The organism is Rhizobium sp. WSM1274 (genome assembly GCF_025200775.1).
Classification (GTDB): Bacteria; Pseudomonadota; Alphaproteobacteria; order Rhizobiales; family Rhizobiaceae; genus Rhizobium; species Rhizobium leguminosarum_I.
Genome location: NZ_CP104138.1, coordinates 4,395,045 through 4,411,521, shown reverse-complemented (window position 1 = coordinate 4,411,521; position 16,477 = coordinate 4,395,045). Strand labels below are relative to the sequence as shown.

Here is a 16,477-nt window from a genome sequence, read left to right as displayed (position 1 = left end):
CATGTCTTCAGCCGCCGATTTTGATCCGAAACCGCGCCGCGCTTCCATCGCCGTCGATGTCGGCGGCGTCATCGTCGGCGGCGGGGCGCCGGTCGTCGTTCAATCCATGACGAATACCGATACGGCCGATATCGATTCGACCGTCGCGCAGGTCGCCGCTCTCCACCGGGCGGGTTCGGAGCTGGTGCGCATTACCGTCGACCGCGACGAGAGTGCGGCCGCCGTGCCGAAGATCCGCGAGCGGCTCCTGCGCCTCGGCCTGGATGTGCCCTTGATCGGCGACTTCCACTATATCGGCCACAAACTGCTCGCCGATCATCCTGATTGTGCCGCGGCGCTGGCGAAATACCGCATCAATCCCGGCAATGTCGGCTTCAAGGACAAGAAGGACAAGCAGTTCGCCGAGATCATCGAGATGGCGATCCGCTATGACAAGCCGGTGCGCATCGGCGTCAACTGGGGTTCGCTCGATCAAGATCTGCTGACGGCGCTGATGGACCGGAATGCCGAAGCCGGATCGCCGCTTTCCGCCCGGCAGGTGACGCGCGAGGCGATCGTGCAGTCGGCGCTGCTTTCGGCAGCCCTTGCCGAAGAGATCGGCCTGCCGCGCAACCGCATCATCCTGTCGGCCAAGGTCAGCCAGGTGCAGGACCTGATCGCCGTCAATTCCATGCTTGCCGAACGCTCCAATCATGCGCTGCATCTCGGCCTGACGGAGGCCGGCATGGGCACTAAGGGCATCGTCGCCTCGTCGGCCGCGATGGGCTTCGTATTGCAGCACGGCATCGGCGATACGATCCGTGTGTCGCTGACGCCGGAGCCGAACGGCGACCGCACGCGCGAAGTCCAGGTGGCGCAGGAAATCCTGCAGGTCATGGGCTTCCGCCAGTTCATACCCGTCGTTGCGGCCTGTCCGGGCTGCGGACGTACGACGTCAACGGTGTTCCAGGAGCTCGCCCAGAATATCCAGAACGATATCCGCAAGAACATGCCGGTCTGGCGCGAGAAATATCCCGGCGTCGAGGCACTGAACGTCGCCGTCATGGGCTGCATCGTCAATGGGCCGGGCGAAAGCAAACATGCCGATATCGGCATTTCGCTTCCGGGTACCGGCGAGACGCCGGCGGCCCCCGTCTTCATCGACGGCCGGAAGGCGTTGACGCTGCGCGGTCCCAATATCGCCGCCGACTTCGAAGCGCTTGTCGTCGACTATATCGAGAAGCGTTTCGGCCAGCGGACGGCGGCGGAATGAGCGCCCGCAGGTTCGCATGAGCCGGTACTGGTCTGATATCGTCAGCAAGCTTCGGCCCTATGTCGCGGGCGAGCAGCCCCGTATCGCGAACATGGTCAAGCTCAATACCAACGAGAGCCCCTAAGGGCCGTCTCAGAAGGCGCTCGAGGCGATCAGGGAAGCGGCGGACGATCGTCTGCGTCTCTATCCCGACCCCACTGCTACCGAATTGCGCGAGACGATCGCGGCCCGTTTCGGCCTGACGGCGGAAGAAGTATTCGTCGGCAACGGCTCCGACGAGGTTCTCGCGCATGCGTACCAGGCGCTGCTGAAACATGAGCGCCCGCTTCTCTATCCCGATGTGACCTATGCCTTCTATTCGACCTATAGCCTGCTATACGGCGTCGAAGCGATCGAGATACCTGTTGATGATGGGTTCCGGCTCCGGCTGGAAGATTACGACAGACCATGCGGCGCGATCATCATCCCCAATCCGAATGCACCGACCGGTATCGGCCTGCCGCTTGCCGGTATCCAAGCACTTCTTGCCGCCCATCCGGATGCAGTCGTCGTCATAGACGAGGCTTATGTCGATTTCGGCGGTGAAAGCGCTATCCCGCTGATAGCCAGGCATCCCAACCTGCTGGTAATCCAGACCCTGTCGAAATCCCGTTCGCTTGCCGGTCTGCGCATCGGCTTCGCGCTGGGACAGCGGCCGCTGATCGAGGCGCTGGAGCGGGTCAAGGACAGTTTCAATTCCTATCCGCTCGATCGTCTGGCGCAGCTTGCTGCGACGGCGGCGATCAAGGACGAGGCATGGTTCGAGACATGCCGGGGGGAAATCATCGCCACACGGAAAAGCCTGGTCGCGGAACTTGAAGCGCTGGATTTCGAGGTTCTGCCGTCGCAGGCGAATTTCGTCTTTGCGAGGCACGAAAGCCGTTCGGGGGCAGCGCTTCAAGCCGCCCTGCGGGAGCGCGGCATTCTCGTCCGGCATTTCGCCAAGCCGCGTATTTCGGATTTCCCACGGATCAGCATCGGCACGGACGAGGAGTGTGCTCGCCTGGTTTCGGCTCTCAAGGAGATACTGGCAGCCTGACCTGCGGTTCAGTTCTTCCGGTCGGCGATGAAATGCGCTGCAGCGATGAGGGTCGAGGCGCGGGCACCGTAGGGGGCAAGCAGCGCCTCGGCATCGCGGACATGCTCACGGAGCTGGGCCTCGGCCCATTCCATACCACGCAAGGCGACGAGCGTTCCCTTGCCGCGGGCTGCATCCTTGCCGGTCGCCTTGCCCATGGTCGCCGCATCCGAAGTCAGATCGAGAATGTCGTCGGCAAGCTGGAAGGCAAGGCCGATCTTTTCGCCGAAGGCGCGCAGGCGACGGCGATCGTCCGGCGGGCTTGCGGAGATGACGGCGCCGGCTTCACAGGCGAAGCGGATCAGCGCGCCGGTTTTCATCGCCTGCAGGCGGTTGATGCTGGCCTCGTCGGGGGCCTGCTTTTCCGCCGCGAGATCGAGCGCCTGGCCGCCGGCCATGCCGCCGAGACCGGCTGCACGGGCAAGGGCCAGCACCAGCGATGCCTTGCTCGTATCGGCAAGGGTCGTTTCCGGCGCGGCAATGATATCGAAGGCATAGGTCAGCAGGCTGTCGCCCGCGAGGATTGCCGTCGCTTCGTCGAACTTTATGTGCACCGTCGGTTTACCGCGGCGCAGGTCGTCATCGTCCATGGCCGGCAGGTCGTCATGCACGAGGGAATAGCAGTGGACGCATTCGAGTGCTGCGCCGACGCGAAGTGCCGCCTCGGCGTCGCCGCCGAGAAGAGCGGCACTTTCGACGACGAGAAACGGGCGCAGCCGCTTGCCGCCGTTCAGCACTGCATAATGCATGGCGTCGCGCAGCGTCTCGGGCCTGGCGATTTCATCGGAAAGGGCGCTCGGTGAAAGCAATGCGTCGAGCAGCGCCTCGATATCGCGGGCGTTGTTCTTCAGCCTCGTCTCGAAAGTGTCCCGGTTTGCGTCCATGGGCGCTGTTTGGCATGAGCGCCCCCGGGCTTGCAACGGAATTGTCGATGGCGGCAGCAAGATTTGCCACGCACTCTGGCATAAGCTCTGCACAGGCGTTATGAGAACGATAGGAGCGAAATCGGACTGGGGACATTGGATATAGCGCCGGAGAGAGAGGACAGCGTCGACATGCCGGCTCGTCGGCGATGGTTCGAAGACCGGCGTGTGTTGAAACGCATTGTTCTTACCCTGCTGATCGTGCTGATCCTTCCCTATGCGCTGATCTTTTTCTATCTGCTGCCCTTCATTCATCCCGTCTCGACACTGATGCTGCGCGATCTCGTGCTGCTGCGTGGTTACGACAGGCAATGGGTGTCGCTTGATAACATCGCCCCGGTTGTGGTTCAGTCGGTGATGATGTCGGAGGACGGGCAGTATTGCTTTCACGGCGGCGTCGACTGGGCGGAAATGCGCATGCTGGTCGAGGATACGCTGAAAGGTCAGGCGACGCGCGGCGGCAGTACGATCCCGATGCAGACGGCGAAGAACCTCTTCCTCTGGAACGGCCGCTCCTTCGTGCGCAAGGGGCTGGAACTTCCGCTCGCGGTGACCACGGATTTCGTCTTGTCGAAACGACGGCTGATGGAAATTTATCTCAACATTGCCGAATGGGGTCCCGGCATCTACGGCATCGAAGCGGCGGCCCAGCATCATTTCAAGGTGCCCGCCTCGAAGCTGACGCGGCGCCAGGCATCGCTGCTTGCCGTCTCGCTGCCAAACCCAATCGACCGCAATGCCGGCAAGCCCGGACGAGGCCTTCGCCGGCTCGCGGGCGTCATCGAGAGACGCGGGCAAGGTTCGGGCGATTACATCAGGTGCATCTATGATTGACATCAGAACTTGTCGTTGAAACCGGCAAGCGTCATCTGACAGTCTTGGTTCTGCCATATGGGCGAATGCAGTACAACCAGAGCCCCGATTCGCCCATGGCCATCACGACATTTTCGCCGGAGCTTCTCTTTTATTCGAAGGCGCATAATCCGACCCCGCCCACCCATCTCGGCAGCCGCTATGCCAAGGTCGGCGGCTTTCTGCCGGAAGCCGGCAACACCATCGTCTGTCATATCGAGAAGGGCTCGCAGACGCAGACGGCGCTGATCGAAGCGCGTGAAAAATATCTGGCGATGACCGAGGCCCCGCAGTTCCTCTTCACGCCGATATCAAGCATTCATATGACGCTTTTCGAAGGTGTCATCGAGACCAGGCGCCGGCAGGATTGCTGGCCAAGCGATCTCCCTCTCGATACGCCGATCGACGACATGACCGCGCTGATGGCGGCAAGGCTGGAAGGTTTCTCGATGTTCGATCCCTTCAAGGTCGCCATCGTCGAAGCGCGTCCGTCGGGCCTACTCGTCGACGGGGCGACGGCGAACGACCGCAAGATCATGCGCGCCTGGCGCAGCGCACTGGCCGATCTTCTCGGCTATCGCCAACCGAACCATGAGGACTATAAGTTCCATATAACCTTCGCCTATGCGATCGAACGGCTGGAGGATGAAGCGTTGCCGCGCTGGCAGGCGATGCTCGATGATATGGCCGACGATATCCGCCGCAAGGCCGCTGTTTTCGAGCTGACACCGCCGGCATTCTGCGCGTTCGAGGATATGAACCATTTCCACGAATTGCTGATCTTCGATTTCGAAGCCTGAACGGGAGAGGCCCATGGACAAACCGACGCTTTACATCGCCAACAAGAACTATTCCTCCTGGTCGTTCCGGCCGTGGATGGCGCTGACGGTTGCCGGAATCGATTTCGAGGAAGTCCTGATCCCCTTCGACGATGCGGGTGGCAATCCCAATATCAAGGCGGTTTCGCCGACCGGGCGGGTGCCGCTTCTCAAGCACGGCGCATTGAAGATCTGGGAATCACTGGCGATCATCGAATATGTCGCCGAACTTTATCCGGACGCCGGCCTTCTGCCGAGGGATCGGGCCGAGCGGGCGCTCGCCCGTTCGGTTTCGATGGAAATGCTCTCGAGCTTCCGGGCGCTGCGCAGCGCCTGCCCGATGAATATCCGCCGGCCAAAGGGCAAGATCGCGTTGCCGGATGGTGTCGACGCCGACATCAGCCGCATCGAGACGATCTGGCGCGACCTCCTGCAGCAATCCGGCGGACCGTTTCTGTTTGGCGCGTTCAGCGGGGCGGATGCGATGTTTGCACCTGTCGTCAACCGGTTCGACATCTATGATCTCGTCGGTCGAAACGACATCCTGGCCTATATGGGGACCATGAAGGCGCATCCGGCCTGGCGAAAATGGGAAGAGGCGGCGCGCGCCGAGCCGTGGATCGTACCGGAGGACGAAGTCTGAGCCCGGAATCATCGGCTTCGCAAAAAATACGCATGGGGACTGGTCAACGCCACCCCTTGCATGTATAAGCGCGCCAAATTCCGAAATCGCGACATGTCCGTTTCGGCCGCCAGTCTGGCCGTGGGAATGTTTTGCCCGCAAGTGGAGTAAGAGAAATGGCTGTACCGAAGAGAAAAACAAGCCCGTCCAAGCGCGGTATGCGCCGTTCGGCAGACGCCCTGAAGGCTCCGACCTACGTCGAAGACAAGAACTCCGGCGAACTGCGTCGCCCGCATCATATCGACCTGAAGACCGGTATGTATCGCGGCCGCCAGGTTCTGACGCCGAAGGAAAGCGCATAATTTCCCGATCCGGCTTGTCCGATCGAAATTTTAAGGCCGGCGTCACGCCGGCCTTTTGCAATTCGACGATATAATATTTGCAATGACTTGCAGTCAGGCAACGGTTTGCGGCAGTATTCTTCCATGATGCGCTGGGAGATTGCAGATGATAGCCGCCATGCCCCTAATGATTATCCCGTTTATTCTTTACAATCTTGCGATGCTGGGCCTGATGGGCGATGGCGGCATTCCGGCACTGCAACATGATATCATCGTGCTGTCGATGATCTCGGGCGCCATCTGGAGCATGGCGCTCGGCGATCTTTTCATCGTCATCGCACTTGTCGTGCTGTTCTTCGAAATCCTCAAAGCGACCAGAACCGGTCCCGGCAATCTCGTCAACCACATGCTGTCGATGCTGGTGTTCATCGCCTTCCTGGTTGAGTTTTTGCTCGTCCGGGATGCTGCGACGCAGGTGTTCTTCATTTTGATGACAATCGCTCTGATCGATGTCATCGGCGGTTTTGCCGTGTCGATCCGGAGCGCCGGGCGGGATGTGTCGATCGGATTATAGGTTGTCGAGCTTGTTCTGAAGAGCACGGAGCTGTTCCTTCAGCTCGTCGATATCCTTGGCCTCGGCCTTGCGGCTTTCCTTGGCGGGCGGCGTCATGAAGGGCGAGAACATCTGCATCGCCTGCTGAAACAGCTCGGTGTTGCGGCGAACATGGTCCTCGACCATCTGCATCGGTAGTTGCAGGTTCTTGCCGAGCGGTGTTTCGCCGAAAGCGCGGGTCACCTGCTCGCGCATCTGGGCCTGCTGTTCGGTGAAGGAGCGCATCGAATGTTCGAGAAAGCTCGGTACGACCATCTGCATCTGGTCGCCGTAATAGGTGATGAGCTGGCGCAGGAAGGAGATCGGGAGCAACGTGTTGCCGGTCTTCGATTCCTGTTCGAAGATGATCTGGGTCAGCACCGAATGGGTGATGTCATCTCCGCTTTTTGCATCTTGTACGGTAAATTCTTCGCCCTTCTTCACCATCTCCGCCAGGTCTTCCAGCGTCACGTAGGTGCTGGTGCCCGTGTTGTATAGGCGGCGATTGGCGTATTTCTTGATAACGATCTGACCCTCATGCTTCGCCATATCAGTCTCCTGAACCCCCGTCTGATTTATGGATAGTCCTCCATTTGAGACTGTAAACGCAAAAGAAGCCCGGTGACAATCTCTTTGTGCGATGCGGCAAACCTTTCACAGAGCAGATAAATCGGGCTTTCGCGGGCTGCTGCCGAAAAATGACGGCGGCCGGTCTTCGCGTTTGACTTGTGCTCCAAGCTTTGCCAGTTTCCACTTATGTAAGTGAGACGAAAACGAGGAGCGTCCCCATGAGCAATCCATCCATCGTCATCGCCAGTGCAGGGCGAACAGCAGTCGGCGCCTTCAACGGTGCTTTCGCGACGGTCCTCGCGCATGAGCTCGGGGCGGCCGTCGTCAAGGGCGCGCTCGAGCGCGCCGGCGTCGATCCCGGCGAGGTGGACGAGGTGATCCTCGGCCAGGTGCTCTCTGCCGGCGAGGGCCAGAACCCGGCCCGCCAGGCGGCGATGAAGGCCGGCATTCCGAAGGAAGCGACGGCCTGGGGCGTCAATCAGCTCTGCGGCTCGGGCCTGCGCGCGGTGGCGCTCGGCATGCAGCAGATCGCCACCGGCGACGCCAAGATCATCGTTGCCGGCGGCCAGGAATCCATGTCGATGGCGCCGCATGCCGCGCACTTACGCGGCGGAGTCAAGATGGGCGACATGAAGATGATCGACACGATGATCAAGGATGGCTTGACCGACGCTTTCCACGGCTACCACATGGGCATCACCGCCGAGAATGTTGCGCGCCAGTGGCAGCTTTCGCGCGACGACCAGGATCAGTTCGCCGTCAGTTCGCAGAACAAGGCGGAGGCGGCGCAGAAGGCCGGTCGCTTCGTCGACGAGATCATCCCCTACGTCATCAAGACACGTAAGGGCGACGTTACGGTCGATGCCGACGAATATATCCGTCACGGCGCGACGATAGAGGCGATGGGGAAATTGCGCCCGGCCTTCGACAAGGACGGCACGGTCACGGCCGCGAACGCGTCCGGCCTCAACGATGGTGCCGCTGCGGCGGTGCTGATGAGCGAAGCGGAGGCGGTCCGGCGCGGTATCCAGCCGCTCGCCCGCATCGTTTCCTGGGCAACGGCGGGTGTCGATCCGCAGATCATGGGCACCGGACCAATCCCGGCCTCACGCAAGGCGCTCGAGAAGGCCGGCTGGTCGGTGAACGATCTCGATCTCGTCGAAGCCAACGAGGCCTTCGCGGCGCAAGCCTGCGCCGTCACCAAAGATCTGGGGTGGGATCCGTCGATCGTCAACGTCAATGGCGGGGCGATTGCGATCGGCCATCCGATCGGCGCCTCCGGCGCGCGCATTCTCAACACGCTGCTGTTCGAAATGAAGCGCCGCGGCGCGAAGAAAGGTCTCGCCACGCTTTGCATCGGCGGTGGCATGGGTGTGGCCATGTGCTTTGAAGCGCTTTAAATAGCATACGATCCATGTTTGATTGAAGATCCCGCCAAGCGGCGGGGCGAAAAACAATAGGGGAGCGGAACATGAGCAGAGTGGCTTTGGTCACCGGGGGCACACGCGGCATCGGCGCGGCAATATCCATGGCGCTGAAAAATGCCGGATACAGGGTCGCTGCCATCTATGCCGGCAACGACGAGAAGGCCAAAGCCTTCCATGACGTTACCGGCGTTCCGGTGTTCAAATGGGATGTTTCGGATTACCTCGCCTGCGGCGAGGGAATTGCCAGGGTCGAAAGCGAGATCGGCCCAGTCGAAATCCTCGTCAACAATGCCGGCATCACCCGCGACGCGATGTTCCACAAGATGACGCAGCAGCAGTGGCACGAGGTGATCAATACCAACCTCACCGGCCTGTTCAACATGACGCATCAGGTCTGGACCGGCATGCGTGACCGCAGCTTCGGCCGTATCGTCAATATCTCGTCGATCAACGGGCAGAAGGGCCAGATGGGCCAGGTGAACTATTCGGCGGCCAAGGCGGGCGATCTCGGCTTCACCAAGGCGCTGGCCCAGGAAGGGGCGAACAAGAACATCACCGTCAACGCCATTTGCCCCGGTTACATCGGAACGGAAATGGTGCTTGCCGTGCCGGAGAAGGTGCTGAACGAACGCATCATTCCGCAGATCCCCGTCGGCCGTCTCGGCGAACCGGAAGAGATCGCGCGCTGCGTCACCTTCCTCGTCTCCGACGATGCCGGTTTCATCACCGGTTCGACGCTGACGGCCAATGGCGGACAGTTCTTCGCCTAGACATTGCTTCTTCGAGTGAACAGTATGGATTAGATTCAAAGCAATGGCGCGTCCGGCAGGACGCGCCATTGTTGTTTATCGACGTCTCTCGGTGATGCCGGCGGCGATCTTGTGGCCGGAGTGGCGGTGCGTTTTCGGGAAGATCAAGGGCGGCGGTCGGTGTTCGGATGTCGCTGTGTCCGAACTCTGGCCGGCACTTTGCGCACCGAACGGTCTTCGCTGCTGAGGGCCGATATCGCGGTCGTCAGGAAAACCGACGCGATGAGAACGGCGACGAGAGGATTCAAGAAAATCTGGGTCATTGGAGGCGTTCCTTTCAGCTGCGCTCGGCGGCTCTGCCTGCCCCTGCGCTCTGAAGGAAATATGTGCCTGCCCATTGGGCGGCGGTAGATTTGACTTTCGCAACCGATTGTCAACGTCTCGTTGACGGATGCGACCGGCAAAGAAAACGGGCGCCGAAGCGCCCGTTGGGAGTCCGATATGCATTTGCCAATCAGCAACGGGCCTCGTAGCGGCGGCCATAGCGGTCGCGGTAGACGCAGTAGCCGCGGCGTTCTACAGAGTGGCCGATGAGTGCACCGGTCAGACCGCCGGCAACGGCGCCGACAGCAGCGCCGCCCCAGCTGTTGGTGACGACACCGCCGATAACAGCGCCCGTGCCGGCGCCGATCGCCGTGCCTTGCTCGGTCGCCGTGCAGGATGCCAAGGCGCCGACGAGGGCACCAATAAGAACAATCTTCTTCATCATGTCGTAACTCCCCAGGTTAGTTGGGCTTTAGATGCGGCCCATTAGTACAAGGATAATGATAATCACGAGAACTAGCCCCAAACCGCCGGAAGGTCCATAGCCCCAACCACGGCTATAACCCCAATTCGGCAAGGCTCCGATCAAGAGCAGAATGAGGATAATAAGAAGTATCGTGCCAAGCATGGTGTGTTTCCTTCATTTCATCCGCAATTTGGATGGACGAGAAACACACATTGGCGATTTTTGTTCCCGGTTAAGCTCCGGAAATGTGACGGCGCCTGATTCACGGTTTAAGTTCCGTTATTTCCGGAAATTACCACTATGGTTAAAAAGTCATGTAAATACAATATGTTGCGGTGAACAAATCGGGAAAATTGCGATGTCGCCGATTCGTCAGCGATTCGTTCCGTGTTTGATCGGAATGCGATATTGGACGCCTTGACTTAACGCCGTCTGAATTTAGCTCCTGAAAGATTAATGCCGATACGACGAGGCGGCGCGAAAGGATCTGCCGCCGATCCGCATCTAGCACCCGGACCTGAAGCCGCTACCAGATATTGTCGTGAACGAAAGGCGAAAACGGCGGAGTCAGCGATTCGTCTCCGATTCGTTCCGGCTTTGGTCGAGAGGTTAATTTCGGGCGGATTTTCGCCCATTCAACATGGGGGCGGGAATCGTCACCCGCGACCTCGAAAATGCAAACGGGAGAGAGTCTCATGATTCAGCATCTAGTGGGGAAAAGCGATTCAAAATCAATACTTAGCCGTGAACAAAAGCTGAATCAGCGGGAGTCAGCGATTCGTCGCTGATTCGTTCTCACGCTGTTCCGAATCGGACATTCGGGCATTCCGCACGACTCGCAAAGGTCGTAATCCCCGAGGCATTTTGAAATCTGCCCTTGCGTTTGCGGCGGCAGCTGTCCATGTGTTCTCTGCTTCCACCGAGGAGCCGAGATTTTCCTGGGGCCACCCGCCTCATTTGCATGGACTCATGACTCTGACTTCGCAGCCGATGATTCTGAGTGGGCGCGGTGTGACCGCGGTGCTCGGGCCGACCAATACCGGCAAGACCCATTATGCCATCGAGCGCATGGTCGCGCACGGGACGGGCGTGATCGGCCTGCCGCTCCGGCTGCTGGCGCGCGAGGTCTATACGCGGGTGGTGGAGAAGGTCGGCGTACAGAATGTGGCGCTGGTCACCGGCGAGGAAAAGATTTCGCCGCCCAATGCGCGTTTTTCCGTCTGCACCGTCGAGGCGATGCCGCGAGAGACCAGAGCCGCCTTCGTTGCGATCGACGAGGTGCAACTCGCCGGCGATCTCGAGCGCGGCCATATCTTCACGGACCGCATACTGCATCTTCGCGGCCGCGAAGAAACGCTGTTGCTCGGCGCGGCGACAATGCGGCCGATCCTGCAGCAGCTCCTACCCGGCATCACTATCGTCGAGCGGCCGCGGCTTTCGCATCTTTTCTATGCCGGGCAGAAGAAGATCACCCGACTGCCGCAGCGCTCGGCTATCGTCGCCTTCTCCGCCGACGAGGTCTATGCCATCGCCGAGCTCATTCGCCGGCAGCGCGGCGGCGCGGCCGTTGTGCTCGGTGCGCTCAGCCCGCGCACTCGCAATGCCCAGGTGGCGCTCTATCAGGCGGGCGACGTCGAATATCTGGTGGCGACCGATGCGATCGGCATGGGCCTCAACCTCGATGTCGATCACGTCGCTTTTGCCCAGGACCGGAAATTCGACGGTTACCAGTTCCGCAATCTCAATCCGGGCGAACTCGGCCAGGTCGCCGGGCGTGCCGGGCGGCACGTGCGAGACGGGACCTTCGGCGTCACCGGACAGGTCTCGCCTTTTGACGACGAGCTGGTGCAGCGCATCGAAGGACACGAGTTCGACAACGTCAAGGTTTTGCAGTGGCGGACGACGGAGATGGACTTCTCCTCAATCGCGTCGCTGCGCGCCGGCCTTGAGGTGGGTCCGCGCGTGCCGGGGCTGACGCGGGCGCTGCCTGCGGTCGACCAGCAGGCGCTGGAGCAGCTTTCGCGTTATCCCGAGGTCATCGATCTCGCCGACAGGCCGGCGCGCGTCGAAAAACTCTGGGAGGCTTGCGCGCTTCCCGACTATCGGCGTATCACCCCAGCACAACATGCCGATCTTATCTCGACCCTCTTTTCCGATCTCGTTCGCTATGGCACGGTGAATGAGCAGTTTCTTGCGGAGCAGGTTCATCGCTCCGATCGAACAGATGGCGAAATTGACACGCTTTCGGCGCGAATCGCGCAGATAAGGACCTGGACCTACGTTTCGAATCGGCCCGGTTGGCTTGCCGATCCGACACACTGGCAGGAAAAGACGCGGGAAATCGAAGATCGATTGTCCGACGCGTTACATGAAAGGTTGACGAAACGCTTTGTTGATCGCAGGACATCTGTGCTCATGAAGCGCCTGAGAGAGAATGCGATGCTGGAAGCTGAAATCAGTGTGAATGGCGATGTCTTCGTTGAAGGACATCATGTAGGGCAGTTGAGCGGATTCCGTTTCACGCCGGTGGCGGGAACGGACGGACCGGATGCCAAGGCGGTTCAGGCTGCGTCGCAGAAGGCGCTCGGGCTCGAGTTCGAAGCCCGCGCGGCCCGGATGCATGCCGCCGGCAACAGCGATCTGGTGATCGGTTCGGATGGGTTGATCCGTTGGCTGGGCGACCCGGTGGCGCGGCTTTCGGGTAGCGATCACATCATGCGTCCGCGCGTGATCCTGCTGGCCGACGAGCAACTGACGGGCAATGCGCGCGATCACGTTGCCGCGCGCATCGAGCGCTTCGTCAATCATCATATCAGCACGGTGCTGAAGCCGCTCGATGATCTGTCGCGCGCCGAGGACCTGCAGGGTCTTGCCAAGGGGCTTGCCTTCCAGCTCGTCGAGAATCTGGGGGTGCTCTTCCGCCGCGACGTGACCGAGGAGGTGAAGTCGCTGGACCAGGAGGCCCGTGCTTCCATGCGCCGCTACGGCGTGCGTTTCGGCGCCTATCATATCTTCGTTCCGGCACTTCTGAAGCCGGCGCCGGCCGAGCTCATCACGCTGCTCTGGGCGCTGAAGAACGACGGTTTGGACAAGCCGGGCTACGGCGATCTCATTCCGGTGCTTGCTGCCGGCCGCACCTCCGTCGTCACCGACCCGAGCTTCGAGCGGATGTTCTACAAGCTCGCCGGCTTCCGTTTCCTCGGCAAGCGTGCCGTGCGTATCGACATCCTGGAACGGCTTGCCGATATCATCCGTCCGCTGCTGCAATGGAAGCCCGGTCAGAACAACCGTCCGGAGGGCGCCTATGACGGCCGTCGCTTCACGACGACGACGGCGATGCTGTCGATCCTCGGTGCGACACTCGAGGACATGGAAGAAATCCTCAAGGGTCTTGGCTATCGCGCCGATGCCGTGAAGGCGGAAGAAGCGTCGGCACACCTTGCGACGCAGGATGCAGCCTCAGCGCCCGCCGCGAACGCGCAAGCGCCCGCGGAAGAAACAGCCGAAAAGGCCGACCACGACGATGCCGACGGCGCGGCAGAAGAGACTGCTGCCGAGCCCGTCGCAGCCCAGGCAGCTTCGGCAGTCGCCGACGCGCCCGTGGCGGAAGGGGTCGAAATCGCCGCTCCGGCCGAACCGATCGAGACATCCGCTCCTGCGGAAGCCTCAGCTGCCGGGGAAACCTCCGCTCCTGCGGAAACGGTATTCGCTTCCGATGAAGCAGTACCTGCTTCTGGGGAAGCCGGCGAGCCGGCGGAACCGAAGCCGGTTCTTCTGTGGCGTCTTGGCGGTCGCAACGACAATCAGCGCCAGGCGCGCGGCGGGCATGGCGAACGCCGTGGCGGCCAGGGCGAGCAGCGCGGCCAAAACCAGGAGCGCGGCGACCGCAATCGCCGGCCGGGCGGCGGTGAAGGCGGCGAGGGCAATCGCAACGGCGATGGCCGCGACAACAATCGCCAAAACCGTGGCAAGGACGGCGCCGGTCGCGATGGCGGCCGACCGCAGCAGGCAAGAGGCGACCGCAACAACCAACCAAGGGGCGACCAGCCGCGCGGCGACCGGCAGGACCGTGGCGATCGCAAGGATCGCGGCGAGCGTAACGATCGTAACGACCGCAACAACAATCGTAGCGGCTCGCAGCCGCTGCGCTTCGAGGCCAAGCCACCGCGCAAGGAGAAGCCGATCGATCCGGATTCGCCTTTCGCCAAGCTTGCAGCTCTCAAGGAGCAGATGAAGAAGTAATCATGAGCGGGGAGACACAGCCGACAAGCGGTTCGCGCCAGCGCATCGACAAGTGGCTGTTCTTCGCGCGCATGGTGAAGTCGCGCTCGCTGGCGCAGAGCCATATCCAATCGGGCCATGTGCGCATCAACGGCGAGCGCTGCAGCCATCCGAGCCAGATGGTCAAGCCGGGCGACCGTATCGAGCTGACGCTGGAGCGGCGCGATATCGTTCTCGTCATGCGCCTTGCCGGCGAGCGGCGCGGCCCTTACGAGGAGGCGCGCCTGCTCTACGACGACCAATCCCCGCCGCCGGATGAGGCAAAACGTCTCACTCCCTACGAGCAGGCGATCCGGGCGACCGGCGCCGGCCGTCCGACCAAAAAGGAAAGACGTGCAATCGACAGGCTGATGTCGGACGAGGATTAGAAAACTCTGTCTGCGGCGGCGGCTTTTGCAGATCGTTTATCCTTGAAATCCGGCGTCAAAGCCGATAGGTCACTGACAACCTGCCGGAAGCGTGCGTGCTCTCCCAAGCCTGCTCACGCTTTTCCTCCGGCACGGGGATAGGCGCGACGTTCCAGGTTGCCCGGCCCCATCCGCATGGAAATCCTGGAGTTCTTCATGACCTATGTCGTGACCGACAATTGCATCAAGTGCAAATACACCGACTGCGTGGAAGTCTGCCCTGTCGACTGCTTCTACGAGGGCGAGAATTTCCTCGTCATCCATCCCGACGAATGCATCGATTGCGGCGTCTGCGAACCGGAATGTCCCGCCGAGGCGATCAAGCCCGATACTGAGCCGGGCCTCGACAAATGGCTGAAGATCAATACCGAATATGCCACGATCTGGCCGAATATCACGGTCAAGAAGGACCCATTGCCCGAGGCCAAGGAAATGGATGGCGAGACCGGAAAATTCGAGAAGTATTTTTCGGAGAAGCCCGGTTCCGGCGATTGAGGCAGCGCCCACATTCGGCCCTCCGGATTCGGGCGACCGCAGGGCAAAACGTTTTAAAAGCTGCGTGAGGCATATGGGTGACATGTGTTGCCCGCATGACTCAAGCGAAGCAAATTATTGATTTCCTCATATTTTTATGATAGGTTTCGGCTACTGTTCCATTTGTGGCATGACGCATGCCCAAAACCATCACGAAAGCAAAACAAATCCGTACACGGTTTCCGTGAGATATCAACGCTTTGAGCGCCGGGTCCCAAGATCGCGCGCAAGAAGTCTTTGCTTTTGCCCGATGGGACCAGAGTGAAGTCACCCGACGGATACTACCGTCTCACCCGGGCCTGACTGACCCGGCTCCGGCCGCCGCCGGAAGCGTAACAGGGAGTTTTTGAATAGAATGACGACTCAGCAGAAAAAGCCTTCTACAGCACGTCACGGCTTCAAGACCGGTGAATCGATCGTCTACCCCGCTCACGGCGTCGGTACCATCACCGCTATCGAAGAGCAAGAAGTTGCCGGCATGAAGCTCGAACTTTTCGTTATCGATTTCGAGAAGGACAAGATGCGTCTCAAGGTTCCGGTCGCCAAGGCCATGAGCATTGGGATGCGCAAACTTTCGGAAACGGATTTCGTCGAGCGTGCTTTGAAGGTTGTGCAGGGCAAGGCACGCGTCAAGCGCACCATGTGGTCCCGCCGCGCCCAGGAATATGATGCCAAGATCAATTCCGGCGACCTGATTTCCATCGCTGAAGTCGTGCGCGATCTCTATCGTGCCGAGAACCAGCCCGAGCAGTCCTATTCCGAGCGCCAGCTTTATGAGGCTGCCCTCGATCGCATGGCGCGCGAAATCGCCGCCGTCAACAAGATGTCGGAAACAGAAGCCGTCCGCCTCGTCGAGACCAATCTCAACAAGGGTCCGAAGCGCGGCAAGGCGATCGAAGAAGACGATTCACAGGACGAAGCCGCATAAAAGCGACCCTGTTTTTCTATCAAAAAACCCGGCCTTCTCGCCGGGTTTTTTTATTGGAACTTTTTTCCGACTGCCGCGTTTAACACGCGTAATTGCGGACTGCTCGTCAGGCAATGCCTCAGCGAGCGACCTGCTATTCCGTCAATGTTCAATGAGGAGCGGATCATGCCTTTTCTATATTGCCTATCCGGCAAGGTGAAGAAACAGGTCCAGCCCAGCCGTCTTACCGGCACATGATGAGAAATAGGGCCTCCCCCTGAAAAGTCCAGGGGCG

The 16,477-nt window shown here is 60.4% G+C and carries 16 protein-coding genes and 1 pseudogene; 13 read left to right on the top strand and 4 right to left on the bottom strand.

Annotated features, from left to right (window positions below):
* Window position 1: 1 nt before the first annotated feature.
* Complete coding sequence (gene ispG, locus N2600_RS21820; RefSeq protein WP_260297367.1) at window positions 2-1,252, top strand: flavodoxin-dependent (E)-4-hydroxy-3-methylbut-2-enyl-diphosphate synthase; 1,251 nt, start codon at window positions 2-4, stop codon at window positions 1,250-1,252.
* A gap of 16 nt (window positions 1,253-1,268) precedes the next feature.
* A pseudogene (hisC, locus tag N2600_RS21815) lies at window positions 1,269-2,330 on the top strand (histidinol-phosphate transaminase).
* 8 nt (window positions 2,331-2,338) lie between these two features.
* On the opposite strand, the gene N2600_RS21810 reads toward hisC, so the two are convergent.
* Window positions 2,339-3,253: a polyprenyl synthetase family protein gene (locus N2600_RS21810; protein ID WP_260297365.1), complete on the bottom strand. Its 915-nt coding sequence runs from the start codon at window positions 3,251-3,253 to the stop codon at window positions 2,339-2,341.
* A gap of 135 nt (window positions 3,254-3,388) precedes the next feature.
* On the opposite strand from N2600_RS21810, the gene mtgA reads away from it, so the two are divergent.
* The 5 genes from mtgA (at window position 3,389) to N2600_RS21785 (ending at window position 6,499) form a co-directional block, all read left to right on the top strand.
* Complete coding sequence (gene mtgA / locus N2600_RS21805; protein ID WP_260297364.1) at window positions 3,389-4,126, top strand: monofunctional biosynthetic peptidoglycan transglycosylase; 738 nt, start codon at window positions 3,389-3,391, stop codon at window positions 4,124-4,126.
* Between the two features lie 95 nt (window positions 4,127-4,221).
* Window positions 4,222-4,944, top strand: a complete 723-nt coding sequence (locus N2600_RS21800; protein WP_260297362.1) for a DUF1868 domain-containing protein — start codon at window positions 4,222-4,224, stop codon at window positions 4,942-4,944.
* Between the two features lie 13 nt (window positions 4,945-4,957).
* Window positions 4,958-5,605 (top strand): glutathione S-transferase family protein, encoded by a 648-nt coding sequence (locus N2600_RS21795; protein ID WP_260297360.1) that lies wholly within the window; start codon window positions 4,958-4,960, stop codon window positions 5,603-5,605.
* A gap of 155 nt (window positions 5,606-5,760) precedes the next feature.
* Window positions 5,761-5,946, top strand: a complete 186-nt coding sequence (rpmF, locus tag N2600_RS21790) for a 50S ribosomal protein L32 (protein WP_003543812.1) — start codon at window positions 5,761-5,763, stop codon at window positions 5,944-5,946.
* Window positions 5,947-6,091: 145 nt separating this feature from the next.
* Entirely contained in the window at window positions 6,092-6,499 is a 408-nt protein-coding gene (locus N2600_RS21785; RefSeq protein ID WP_003543801.1) for a hypothetical protein, read from the top strand.
* Here N2600_RS21785 and phaR read toward each other — a convergent pair.
* On the bottom strand, window positions 6,494-7,066 hold the full coding sequence (gene phaR / locus N2600_RS21780) for a polyhydroxyalkanoate synthesis repressor PhaR (RefSeq protein ID WP_003543798.1): 573 nt from the start codon (window positions 7,064-7,066) through the stop codon (window positions 6,494-6,496). The genes N2600_RS21785 and phaR overlap by 6 nt on opposite strands.
* A gap of 239 nt (window positions 7,067-7,305) precedes the next feature.
* On the opposite strand from phaR, the gene N2600_RS21775 reads away from it, so the two are divergent.
* A complete protein-coding gene (locus N2600_RS21775; RefSeq protein ID WP_260297359.1) occupies window positions 7,306-8,487 on the top strand; it encodes an acetyl-CoA C-acetyltransferase in 1,182 nt (393 codons plus the stop codon).
* Between the two features lie 71 nt (window positions 8,488-8,558).
* Window positions 8,559-9,284 (top strand): beta-ketoacyl-ACP reductase, encoded by a 726-nt coding sequence (locus N2600_RS21770; protein ID WP_260297358.1) that lies wholly within the window; start codon window positions 8,559-8,561, stop codon window positions 9,282-9,284.
* Between the two features lie 493 nt (window positions 9,285-9,777).
* Here the strand turns inward: N2600_RS21770 and N2600_RS21765 are convergent, their stop codons facing one another.
* Complete coding sequence (locus N2600_RS21765; protein WP_018071981.1) at window positions 9,778-10,032, bottom strand: YMGG-like glycine zipper-containing protein; 255 nt, start codon at window positions 10,030-10,032, stop codon at window positions 9,778-9,780.
* 27 nt (window positions 10,033-10,059) lie between these two features.
* Entirely contained in the window at window positions 10,060-10,215 is a 156-nt protein-coding gene (locus tag N2600_RS21760; RefSeq protein WP_017962528.1) for a DUF3309 family protein, read from the bottom strand.
* A gap of 807 nt (window positions 10,216-11,022) precedes the next feature.
* On the opposite strand from N2600_RS21760, the gene N2600_RS21755 reads away from it, so the two are divergent.
* The 4 genes from N2600_RS21755 to N2600_RS21740 all read left to right on the top strand — a co-directional run bounded on the left by N2600_RS21755 (window position 11,023) and on the right by N2600_RS21740 (window position 16,203).
* Window positions 11,023-14,295: a helicase-related protein gene (locus tag N2600_RS21755; RefSeq protein ID WP_260297357.1), complete on the top strand. Its 3,273-nt coding sequence runs from the start codon at window positions 11,023-11,025 to the stop codon at window positions 14,293-14,295.
* A gap of 2 nt (window positions 14,296-14,297) precedes the next feature.
* Window positions 14,298-14,702 carry an RNA-binding S4 domain-containing protein gene (locus N2600_RS21750; RefSeq protein WP_260297356.1) on the top strand — a complete coding sequence of 135 codons (405 nt, stop codon included), beginning with the start codon at window positions 14,298-14,300 and terminating at the stop codon, window positions 14,700-14,702.
* A gap of 195 nt (window positions 14,703-14,897) precedes the next feature.
* Window positions 14,898-15,236, top strand: coding sequence for a ferredoxin FdxA (gene fdxA, locus N2600_RS21745; protein WP_003567552.1), 339 nt, complete (start codon window positions 14,898-14,900; stop codon window positions 15,234-15,236).
* Window positions 15,237-15,630: 394 nt separating this feature from the next.
* Window positions 15,631-16,203, top strand: a complete 573-nt coding sequence (locus N2600_RS21740; protein ID WP_003543775.1) for a CarD family transcriptional regulator — start codon at window positions 15,631-15,633, stop codon at window positions 16,201-16,203.
* Window positions 16,204-16,477 lie beyond the last annotated feature (274 nt).

Excerpts from the sequence above, each read along its gene's own strand:
- ispG (WP_260297367.1), top strand. The coding sequence starts at position 2 with ATGTCTTCAGCCGCCGATTTTGATCCGAAACCGCGCCGCGCTTCCATC.
- N2600_RS21775 (WP_260297359.1), top strand. The coding sequence starts at position 7,306 with ATGAGCAATCCATCCATCGTCATCGCCAGTGCAGGGCGAACAGCAGTC.
- N2600_RS21800 (WP_260297362.1), top strand. The coding sequence starts at position 4,222 with ATGGCCATCACGACATTTTCGCCGGAGCTTCTCTTTTATTCGAAGGCG.
- N2600_RS21795 (WP_260297360.1), top strand. The coding sequence starts at position 4,958 with ATGGACAAACCGACGCTTTACATCGCCAACAAGAACTATTCCTCCTGG.
- phaR (WP_003543798.1), bottom strand. The coding sequence starts at position 7,066 with ATGGCGAAGCATGAGGGTCAGATCGTTATCAAGAAATACGCCAATCGC.
- N2600_RS21810 (WP_260297365.1), bottom strand. The coding sequence starts at position 3,253 with ATGGACGCAAACCGGGACACTTTCGAGACGAGGCTGAAGAACAACGCC.
- N2600_RS21750 (WP_260297356.1), top strand. The coding sequence starts at position 14,298 with ATGAGCGGGGAGACACAGCCGACAAGCGGTTCGCGCCAGCGCATCGAC.
- rpmF (WP_003543812.1), top strand. The coding sequence starts at position 5,761 with ATGGCTGTACCGAAGAGAAAAACAAGCCCGTCCAAGCGCGGTATGCGC.
- N2600_RS21770 (WP_260297358.1), top strand. The coding sequence starts at position 8,559 with ATGAGCAGAGTGGCTTTGGTCACCGGGGGCACACGCGGCATCGGCGCG.
- N2600_RS21760 (WP_017962528.1), bottom strand. The coding sequence starts at position 10,215 with ATGCTTGGCACGATACTTCTTATTATCCTCATTCTGCTCTTGATCGGA.
- N2600_RS21755 (WP_260297357.1), top strand. The coding sequence starts at position 11,023 with ATGACTCTGACTTCGCAGCCGATGATTCTGAGTGGGCGCGGTGTGACC.
- fdxA (WP_003567552.1), top strand. The coding sequence starts at position 14,898 with ATGACCTATGTCGTGACCGACAATTGCATCAAGTGCAAATACACCGAC.
- N2600_RS21785 (WP_003543801.1), top strand. The coding sequence starts at position 6,092 with ATGATAGCCGCCATGCCCCTAATGATTATCCCGTTTATTCTTTACAAT.
- N2600_RS21765 (WP_018071981.1), bottom strand. The coding sequence starts at position 10,032 with ATGATGAAGAAGATTGTTCTTATTGGTGCCCTCGTCGGCGCCTTGGCA.
- N2600_RS21740 (WP_003543775.1), top strand. The coding sequence starts at position 15,631 with ATGACGACTCAGCAGAAAAAGCCTTCTACAGCACGTCACGGCTTCAAG.